The following is an 8,082-nucleotide window of genomic DNA, read 5'->3' as shown; positions in this document are numbered from 1 at the left end:
AAACTTTTTCTTGTTCTGCAAAACTCTTTTAGGAAACAATCTGTTTCGCACTTTGGGTTAACTGCCTTACATGTGTAGCGTCCAAAAAGTACCATGGCTTGATGTAAAATATGAAGATCGGTTTTGAATTTTTTTGTAAGCTCCTCTTCTGTTTTTATTGCAGTTTTTGCACTGCTTAGTCCAAGCCTATGAGCTACTCTAAAAACATGAGTATCAACAGCCATTAGATTTGCTCCAGCATACTCTATCATGACAACATGGGCAGTTTTTTGTCCAACACCAGCAAGTGTTATAAGGTCCTTTTCATTAAGAGGAATTTCGCTATTAAAATTATCTACAACAGTGTTTGCCATTTTGATTAGGTTTTTAGCCTTATTATTAAAAAATGAGCATGATTTTATAATCTCTTTTACTTCATCTAAGTTAGCAAGAGCAAGTTTTTTTACATTGGGATACTTTTTAAAAAGAGCAGGAGTGATTATGTTAACTCTTTTGTCAGTACACTGTGCTGAAAGCATTACCGCGATGACAAGCTCATAAAGGTTTGTGTAGTTTAACTCTGTAACTGCATCTGTATAGTTTTGGATAAAAAGTTTTTTTATCTCTTCAATTTCTAATCTTGTAGCTTTTTTCATTTTTGAATTGTATCAAAATATTAATAAATTATTTATTTATGTGCAGTATAATCATACTTTAATTCAAACGATAGTAGAATACTATAAAATTACATACGAAGGATATATATGAATAAGGTTATTTTAGGAAGCATAGCAGCACTAGCGGTAAGTGTTAGTTTAAATGCAGCAGTTTATGCAACGGTTAATGGAGAAGAAGTTACTGATAAAGATGTTGCAAGTCTTATGAGAGCAATGCCAGGTGCAAAATTTTCTCAGCTTCAACCAGACCAGCAAAAGAAGGTAATAGACCAAGCTATTGAGAGAAAACTTTTATCAAAAGAGGCTATCAGATCTGGTATAGAAAAAGATCCTGAATATAAAAAGACTCTAGATGTTATCAAGTCAGACTTAGCACTTGAGCTTTGGATGAAAAAAGTATTTAAAGATATTAAAATTGCAGAGAAAGATGCAAAAGCATATTTTGATAAGAATAAAGACAAATTTGTAAAGCCAGCAACAGTAAAAGCTAGACATATTGTTGTAAAAACTGAGCAAGAAGCGAAAGATATTATTAAAGAGCTTAAAGATTTAAAAGGTGAAGCTTTAACTAAAAAATTTATAGAGCTTGCTAAAACAAAATCAACTGGACCAAGTGGTGCAAATGGTGGAGATCTTGGATGGTTTAACAAAAAGCAGATGGTAGGAGCTTTTAGTGAAGCTGCATTTGGACAAGGTAAAGGTGAAGTTACAAAAACTCCTGTTAAGACTCAGTTTGGTTACCATGTGATTTTAACTGAAGATAAAAAAGGTGGCGATAAAGTTAAGTTTGAAGATGCAAAAGTTCAAATAGAAAATGGACTAAAAATGGAAAAATTCCGTAAAGAAGTTGCACAAAAAGCAAAAGAGTTAAGAAAAAAAGCAAAAATCGTTATTAAATAAAAGGCATTACATGGGATTGTTTGATTTTGTAGAACCTGGTGTTATAAGTGGTGATGATGTTACAAAAGTTTTCGAAGTAGCTAAAGCAAATGGCTATGCACTTCCTGCTGTAAATGTTGTAAGTACAAGCTCTGTAAATGCTGTTTTAGAATCTGCAAAAAATGTGAATTCACCTGTAATTGTTCAATTTTCAAATGGTGGAGCACAATTTTATGCAGGCAAAGGTATAGATAGTATTGATGGGGCTGTTTTAGGTGCGATAAGTGGAGCATTACATGTTCATACTGTAGCAGTTTCTTATGGTGTGCCTGTAATCCTTCATACAGATCATGCTGCAAGAAAACTTCTTCCTTGGATAGATGCACTTCTTGATGCAAGTGAAGCTCACTTTGAAAAAACTGGAAAGCCACTATATAGCTCTCATATGATAGATCTTTCAGAAGAGAATTTGGAAGATAATATCTCTACATGTAGAGCATATCATGAACGCATGAGTAAGATTGGTATGACTCTTGAGATTGAACTTGGTTGTACTGGTGGAGAGGAAGATGGTGTAGATAACACTCACTTAGATAACTCAGCACTATATACTCAGCCAGAAGATGTTGCATATGCATATGAGCAGTTGATGGAGATTGGACCTAACTTTACTATTGCAGCTTCATTTGGCAATGTTCATGGTGTTTATAAACCGGGAAATGTTCACTTAACTCCAAAAATATTGGACAATTCTCAAAAGTATATACAGAAAAAATTTGACACAAAAGAGAAGCCAGTAAATTTTGTTTTTCATGGTGGAAGTGGTAGTGAGTTAGCTGACATCCGAGAGTCTATTGAGTATGGTGTAATCAAAATGAATATAGATACTGACACTCAGTGGTCTTTTTGGAAAGGTACAAAGGAGTACATAGAAAAGTATGAAGCATACCTGCAAACTCAGATTGGCAATCCAGATGGTGCTGATAAGCCAAATAAAAAGTACTATGACCCAAGAAAATGGTTAAGAGCAGGAGAAGAAGCAACTATTGCTAGGCTTAAGCGTGCTTTTGAAGACTTGAACTGTTTAAATAGAAACTAGATGACATTTTCTCCCTCGCCTTTTGAAAAGCATACTTTTCGGGGCAGGGAGATATTTGTAAAGAGAGATGATGCTCTACATGTAGACTTTTCTGGCAATAAAGCTAGGAAATTTCATTGGTTTTTTAACCAAGAGTTTCCACATGTAAAGCGTTTAGTTTCATATGGTTCAAACCAATCCAATGCGATGTACTCACTCTCTGTTATGGCTCGCATGAGAGGTTGGGAGTTCATATACTTTTGCAATCATATACCAGATTTTTTAAAAGAACATCCAATAGGAAACTACAAACACTCTTTAGAAAATGGAATGCAGATTTTCGAAACTATACAAAGGCAAGAAGATGCTTATATGTTTACAGATAGTAGTGATTTGGTAATAGAAGAGGGTGGAAGACAAAAAGAGGCAGAGTTTGGTGTAAAAGTCTTAGCAGATGAGCTGAAAAAAGATATTAAGAGAAGTAGTATTGAGAACCCATATATTTATCTGCCATCAGGAACAGGAACAACGGCACTTTTTCTGCAAAAAAACCTACCTTTTAGAGTTTTTACCTGTAGCACAGTTGGTGGAGATGAGTATCTAAAAAACCAATTTTTAGAACTAGAATTAAATGAAAAAAAATTCCCTAAAATATTAAGTTGCAAAAAAAAGTATCATTATGGTAAAATTTATAAAGAACTCTATGAAATTTGGTTAGAAATAAAAAAAGATATGGGTATTACATTTGATTTGATGTATGACCCAGTTGGATGGACAAAGTTTCTTTTGCATATAGACAATATAGAAGGAACACCAATATATATCCATCAAGGTGGATTAAAAGGCAATGAGTCAATGCTAGAAAGATATAAGAGGAAATATAAACCATGATTAGAGAGATGATTAGGCCACAGTATACAAGTCTAAATATTAGTATACCAACAAGTTATATTGATAGAGATATAGAGATTATAATGTTTCCTGTGGATGAAAAAAATATGGATGAAAAAAAGCTAAGTACATCCAATAAGTCATTAAAGGGTGTATTTAGTAGTTATGCCAATAAGTCTTTAGTAGATTTAGAAGAAGATGCTTGGAAACAACATATTATAGAAAAATATAGTAATGATTAGAATAGATACAAACTATATCGTTAGATATCTAATAAACGATAATATAGAAATGGCAAATACTGCAGAAGAAATTCTGACAAAAAGAAATGTATTTATATCAAATGAGGTATTAGCAGAAGTAGTTTATGTGTTGAGTGGTGTATATAAAATTTCTAGGGAGGATATTTCTAGTCAACTTACTGAGTTAGTGAGTTTTGAGAATATATCTACATCAAATTATAAAATCATTAAAAAATCGTTAGAAATTTTTAAAATAAAAAATATAGATTTTGTAGATTGTATTTTATGTGCATATTCTCATATAGATGAGATAATAACTTTTGATAAAAAACTAAATAGGTGTATAGAAAATGAAACAGATAAAAACAACAGATAAAAATTTTCAAAAAGAGTTTGATGAGCTACTAAAACGAGGACATATGGATATGGACAATGTATCTAAGATTGTTCTTAATATAATCTCAGATATAAAAAAAGATGGCAATGATGCTCTAAAAAGTCATATATCTAAGTTTGATAGCTGGACTCCAAATAGTGATAAAGAGCTAGAAATATCTTGCGAATCTATGGAAAAAGCCTATAGTGAGTTAGACAAAAGATTAAAAGATGCCTTACAACTTGCATATGATAGGATTAAAAGTTACCATCAAAAACAAAAGCCAAACTCATGGCTTGACTTTGAGGATAATGGCAATGTATTAGGGCAAAAAGTCACTCCAGTTGATAGGGCGGGTCTTTATATACCAGGAGGGAAAGCCGCATATCCTAGTAGTCTTTTGATGAATGCAATACCTGCAATCGTAGCAGGTGTTAGAGAGATAGTAGTCTGCACACCAGCTCCAAATAATGAGCTTAACTCACTTCTTTTAGCTGCTATGCACCTTTGTGGTATAAAAAAAGCATACAGAGTTGGAGGTGCAAGTGCTATTGCAGCTATGGCATATGGAACTAAAACTATACCAAAAGTAGATGTCATAACAGGACCTGGCAATATCTTTGTTGCGACTGCGAAAAAACTTGTTTTTGGAGAGGTAAATATAGATATGATTGCAGGACCAAGTGAGATAGGAATCTTAGCAGATGAAAGTGCTGATTGCAACTTTTTGGCTATAGATTTATTGAGTCAAGCAGAGCATGATGAGATGGCAAGTTCTATTTTGATTACATCATCACAAGAAGTAGCAGATAGAACAAGTAAAAAAGTATATGAATGGCTAGAAAAACTTGAAAGAAAAGATATAGCGATGGCTTCTATAAAAGAGCGTGGGGCTATCATCGTTGCTACTGATATGGATGAGGCACTTGATCTTATGAACAGGATTGCACCAGAACATCTTGAGGTTATGACAGAGCAGCCATTTGATCTGTTGCCTCGCATCAGGCATGCAGGGGCTATTTTTATGGGTAGATATACGCCAGAACCTATTGGCGATTATATAGCTGGGCCAAATCATACGCTACCAACAGGGGGAACTGCAAAGTTTTATTCTCCATTGGGAGTTGAAAACTTTTTAAAGAAATCTTCTATTATTTGTATGAGTGAAGAGGGTATTAGAGAGATTGGAAGTGAGTGTGCCTTATTGGCTAAAACAGAAGGGCTAGGAGCCCATGAAGCTTCAGTATTAGAGAGGTTAAAATAATGAAAAAACTTTACGCACCTTGGGAAAAAGCATTCAACAAGATTTCAACACCATTTGAGCATTTTTTGCATGCACAAACAACTACTGGACTTGTTTTGATGTTTATGACAGTAGTTGCACTTATACTTGCAAATAGTCCACTTTCAGATGGGTATGTACACTTTTTTCACACATATATAGACTTAAATGTTGGCTCATGGAAGCTATCAAATACTATTCATCACTGGATAAACGATGGCTTAATGGCAATATTTTTCTTTATAATCGGACTAGAGATAAAAAGAGAGATTCTTGTAGGTGAACTCTCTAACATTAAAGTTGCAATTTTACCTATATTGGCTGCAGTTGGTGGTATGGTTATCCCTGCTTTAATATATATTGGCATTAATTCAGGTGGAGAAGGAGCATCAGGTTGGGGAATTCCTATGGCTACTGATATAGCATTTGCTATTAGTGCTTTGGTTCTTTTAGGCAAAAGAGTGCCAACTACTCTCGTGACTTTTTTAGTTGCTTTGGCTATCGTAGATGATCTTGGTGCTGTTTTAGTGATAGCTATATTTTATACTGATACCATAAATATGCTGCCACTACTTTTGGCAGGTGGGTCATTTTTGGTTATGATACTGTTTAACAGAGTTGGAATTCATATGATTTTACCATATTTTGTAATTGGTTTTTTTATGTGGTTTTTTATGCTAGAATCAGGTGTTCATGCAACTATAGCAGGTGTAATCGCCGCTATGGCAATTCCCTCTAAGCCAAAACTTCATCCATCAGATTTTACAAAAAGTACAAAAAAGTTATTAGATAAATATGACGAGTATGAAGTTGGTGAAAATCATGCTATGCACGAAGAACAAAAAGCAATACTACAAAATATTAAAGACAGGATAGACTCAGTAGGAACACCAGCAGGAAGATTAGAAAATGATTTACACCTTATGGTTGCTTTAGTTGTTATACCTCTTTTTGCCCTTGCAAATGCAGGCATTGCAATAGACTTTGGCTCTTTAGGCTCTACTATAGTTAAGCCAGTTTCAATGGGTATTGTAGCAGGTCTTATACTGGGAAAAGTTTTAGGTATATTTGGAGTTTCATGGATAGCTATAAAGCTTGGAATTGCAAGACTACCAGCAGGAAGTACTATGAGCCAGATTTTTGGTGTATCATTCCTTGGGGGAATTGGTTTTACTATGTCAATTTTTGTTGCTGATTTAGCATTTATAGGTAATCCAGAACTTATCTTTCAAGCAAAAGTAGGCATCTTATCCGCATCTTTATTTGCAGGATTATTTGGATTCTTTTGGCTAAAGTATGTTGCAAAGAGAGTAGACTCTGTGTGCTAATATGACAAATTAAATTTTTATATGTACCTTTGTACAATAGATTTTGTAGTGATATTATTGTAATATTTATATAATAAAATAATAGACTTCTCGCATAATCTCTTGCAGTCTCAGCAACTCATAGATAAGATTGAGTGAGGCAGTTTATCTCTTGCGTAGCCTTGTGCACGGATGAGATGAACGCCCTTAGCTCAAGTTTATCTATGAGTTGCCCGTAGGGAGGAATTAGAAGTAGCAATCTTGCACAAAACAAGCGAAGCGGTCACGAAGTGATGTTTCTGTGAAAACTTTTCATCACAATAGCTACGGCTATTACTCAAAAAAGATTTTGTACAATCTCACTACTTCTAATTCCTCTGAGACTACAAGGGGTTATGCGAGAAGTCTAATACAAAGGCTACATCATGGCAAAAGTAATCGGCACAATAAAAGAGTTAATAGGTACAGTAAAAGTAACAACACAAGATGGAGCAGTAAAAATACTCTCCCAAGGCGATGTAATCCATGAAGGTGACCAGATAGATGCAGCAGCATCAAGCCAAGCAACTATCCTTCTAAACAATGGAAAAGAAATCATCGTAAAAAGTGATACTTCACTAGCATTAAATGAAGACTATTTAAACACAAATACCACAGAAGTAACAACAGATACACAAGCAACCATAGCCGATGTAGAAAAACTACTAGCAGAAGACAACCCAGAAGACGCACCAGCAGCTGGACAAGAAGCTGGACCTGAAGGTGGAGCAGGAACAGCATACTACCACGATAGACTAAATTTTAATGGAGATAGGTATGAGCTTGATATGGTTGGATTTGAAAGGGATCGTATTGTTGATGATGGTCTTGAACAGGATAATTTAAATATAGATACTATTATTCCAGTTTTAACAACAGAAACATATACAGTAGATACAGGACTTCCAGCTCCAACAATCACACTCGATGCAAATATCACACCAGATGATATTATAAACGCAACTGAAGCTGGTCAAAACATTGCAATTACAGGTGTAGTTGGTGGCGATGCAAAAGTTGGAGATACAGTTACATTAACTGTAAATGGTAATAGTTCATATACAGGTTTAGTGACAGATAATGGAACAAACTTAGTATTTAGTATCGATGTAGCAGGTTCAGATCTTGTAGCTGATGCAGATTTAACAATCGATGCAAGTGTTACAACCTCAGATGCGGCTGGAAACTCAGCAAGTGCAACTGATACAGAAACATATACAGTAGATACAGGACTTCCAGCTCCAACAATCACACTCGATGCAAATATCACACCAGATGATATTATAAACGCAACTGAAGCTGGTCAAAACATTGCAATTACAGGTGTAGTTG

9 protein-coding genes are annotated in these 8,082 nt (G+C 34.6%); 8 read left to right on the top strand and 1 reads right to left on the bottom strand.

Translation table 11 applies throughout. The features are described from left to right. A partial coding sequence (nth, locus tag MV052_RS08270; protein ID WP_297443049.1) for an endonuclease III occupies positions 1-635 on the bottom strand: 635 nt, incomplete at its 3' end. A 108-nt stretch (positions 636-743) separates the two neighbouring features. Here nth and MV052_RS08265 point away from each other — a divergent pair. The 8 genes from MV052_RS08265 to MV052_RS08230 all read left to right on the top strand — a co-directional run. Continuing rightward, complete coding sequence (locus MV052_RS08265; protein WP_297443047.1) at positions 744-1,556, top strand: peptidylprolyl isomerase; 813 nt, start codon at positions 744-746, stop codon at positions 1,554-1,556. A 10-nt stretch (positions 1,557-1,566) separates the two neighbouring features. Then, positions 1,567-2,634 (top strand): class II fructose-bisphosphate aldolase, encoded by a 1,068-nt coding sequence (gene fbaA, locus MV052_RS08260; protein WP_297443045.1) that lies wholly within the window; start codon positions 1,567-1,569, stop codon positions 2,632-2,634. Next, on the top strand, positions 2,635-3,504 hold the full coding sequence (locus MV052_RS08255) for a 1-aminocyclopropane-1-carboxylate deaminase/D-cysteine desulfhydrase (RefSeq protein WP_297443043.1): 870 nt from the start codon (positions 2,635-2,637) through the stop codon (positions 3,502-3,504). Beyond that, entirely contained in the window at positions 3,501-3,746 is a 246-nt protein-coding gene (locus tag MV052_RS08250; protein WP_297443040.1) for a hypothetical protein, read from the top strand. Before MV052_RS08255 ends, MV052_RS08250 begins: the two co-directional genes overlap by 4 nt. After that, positions 3,739-4,122: a PIN domain-containing protein gene (locus MV052_RS08245; protein ID WP_297443037.1), complete on the top strand. Its 384-nt coding sequence runs from the start codon at positions 3,739-3,741 to the stop codon at positions 4,120-4,122. Before MV052_RS08250 ends, MV052_RS08245 begins: the two co-directional genes overlap by 8 nt. Further along, complete coding sequence (gene hisD / locus MV052_RS08240) at positions 4,097-5,386, top strand: histidinol dehydrogenase (protein WP_297443035.1); 1,290 nt, start codon at positions 4,097-4,099, stop codon at positions 5,384-5,386. The genes MV052_RS08245 and hisD overlap by 26 nt, the downstream gene beginning before the upstream one ends. Then, the gene (gene nhaA / locus MV052_RS08235; RefSeq protein ID WP_297443033.1) at positions 5,386-6,732 is read left to right on the top strand and encodes a Na+/H+ antiporter NhaA; all 1,347 of its coding nucleotides are present in this window, start codon (positions 5,386-5,388) and stop codon (positions 6,730-6,732) included. The genes hisD and nhaA overlap by 1 nt, the downstream gene beginning before the upstream one ends. A gap of 404 nt (positions 6,733-7,136) precedes the next feature. After that, positions 7,137-8,082: Ig-like domain-containing protein (locus MV052_RS08230; protein ID WP_297443030.1), on the top strand; the 946-nt coding region annotated here is incomplete at its 3' end.

The sequence above is a fragment of the Sulfurimonas sp. genome, from assembly GCF_026988655.1.
GTDB lineage: Bacteria > Campylobacterota > Campylobacteria > Campylobacterales > Sulfurimonadaceae > Sulfurimonas.
The sequence above is the reverse complement of the archived record's forward strand: the minus strand, read 5'-3'. Positions and strand labels throughout refer to the sequence as shown.

Bases quoted from the DNA above. Each gene is read 5' to 3' on its own strand.
- MV052_RS08265 (WP_297443047.1), top strand. From the start codon at position 744: ATGAATAAGGTTATTTTAGGAAGCATAGCAGCACTAGCGGTAAGTGTT.
- fbaA (WP_297443045.1), top strand. From the start codon at position 1,567: ATGGGATTGTTTGATTTTGTAGAACCTGGTGTTATAAGTGGTGATGAT.
- MV052_RS08255 (WP_297443043.1), top strand. From the start codon at position 2,635: ATGACATTTTCTCCCTCGCCTTTTGAAAAGCATACTTTTCGGGGCAGG.
- MV052_RS08250 (WP_297443040.1), top strand. From the start codon at position 3,501: ATGATTAGAGAGATGATTAGGCCACAGTATACAAGTCTAAATATTAGT.
- MV052_RS08245 (WP_297443037.1), top strand. From the start codon at position 3,739: ATGATTAGAATAGATACAAACTATATCGTTAGATATCTAATAAACGAT.
- hisD (WP_297443035.1), top strand. From the start codon at position 4,097: ATGAAACAGATAAAAACAACAGATAAAAATTTTCAAAAAGAGTTTGAT.
- nhaA (WP_297443033.1), top strand. From the start codon at position 5,386: ATGAAAAAACTTTACGCACCTTGGGAAAAAGCATTCAACAAGATTTCA.